Origin of the sequence: Pseudomonas tremae (assembly GCF_001401155.1) — a bacterium.
In the GTDB taxonomy this organism is placed as follows: domain Bacteria; phylum Pseudomonadota; class Gammaproteobacteria; order Pseudomonadales; family Pseudomonadaceae; genus Aquipseudomonas; species Aquipseudomonas tremae.
On record NZ_LJRO01000179.1, the window covers coordinates 1 to 642 of the forward strand.

Annotated in this window: 2 protein-coding genes; both read left to right on the forward strand. The window is 49.5% G+C overall.

Annotation, left to right across the window (positions count from 1 at the left end; translation table 11 throughout):
• On the forward strand, positions 1-240 hold a 240-nt coding region (locus tag ALO43_RS12495; protein ID WP_054997607.1), incomplete at its 5' end, for a TrbM/KikA/MpfK family conjugal transfer protein.
• A 4-nt stretch (positions 241-244) separates the two neighbouring features.
• Complete coding sequence (locus ALO43_RS28795) at positions 245-448, forward strand: Hha/YmoA family nucleoid-associated regulatory protein (RefSeq protein ID WP_157062294.1); 204 nt, start codon at positions 245-247, stop codon at positions 446-448.
• Positions 449-642: the final 194 nt, after the last annotated feature.

The following is a 642-nucleotide window of genomic DNA, read 5'->3' on the forward strand; positions in this document are numbered from 1 at the left end:
GGTGAGACGGACGCTTGCACCGTCACGCTGTGCATGTACGGCAAGTTGACAGGCAATAGTGGTGGTGCGGATTGCCAATCCGCCGAGAAGAAGTTTTTCAGCATCGAAGTCAAGAAACGCGGCAAGTTCAGACCGCAACCAACGTTTGATGCTCGGAAAGCATTTTTAGGACGCTGTGAAGGCTCCGATCCGGCCTACTCTGATATGATACTGGACACATTCGGTAAGGTCCGGGGCTAGTCCATTGAACAAACAAGCGTACTTGTTGAAGTTTCGACGTTGTAGCAATCAAGAAACCCTCGACTTTATGGTCGAGCGGCTGCTTAAAAAAGTGACCGCTGATGAGGCGCTGTCCGTGTTGGCGGCTGCTGACCATCGCGGCGTCGAAATAGCAACCGGTCGCTCCTTTGATAAAATTCCGCCCTATTTGTGGCGACAAATCGAATGAATATATAGGTTGAATCATGAAACTGTATATCGCTGAAAAACCTACTCTTGCCCTGGACATCGCAAACGCCTTGACAGACGGAAAGCCGTCAAAAAAGAACGGTTACTTTGAGTGCGGAGAAGATAAAGTCACGTGGTGCATTGGCCACTTGCTTAAATCTGTCGATCCGGAGGCTTACAATCCCAGCTATAAGC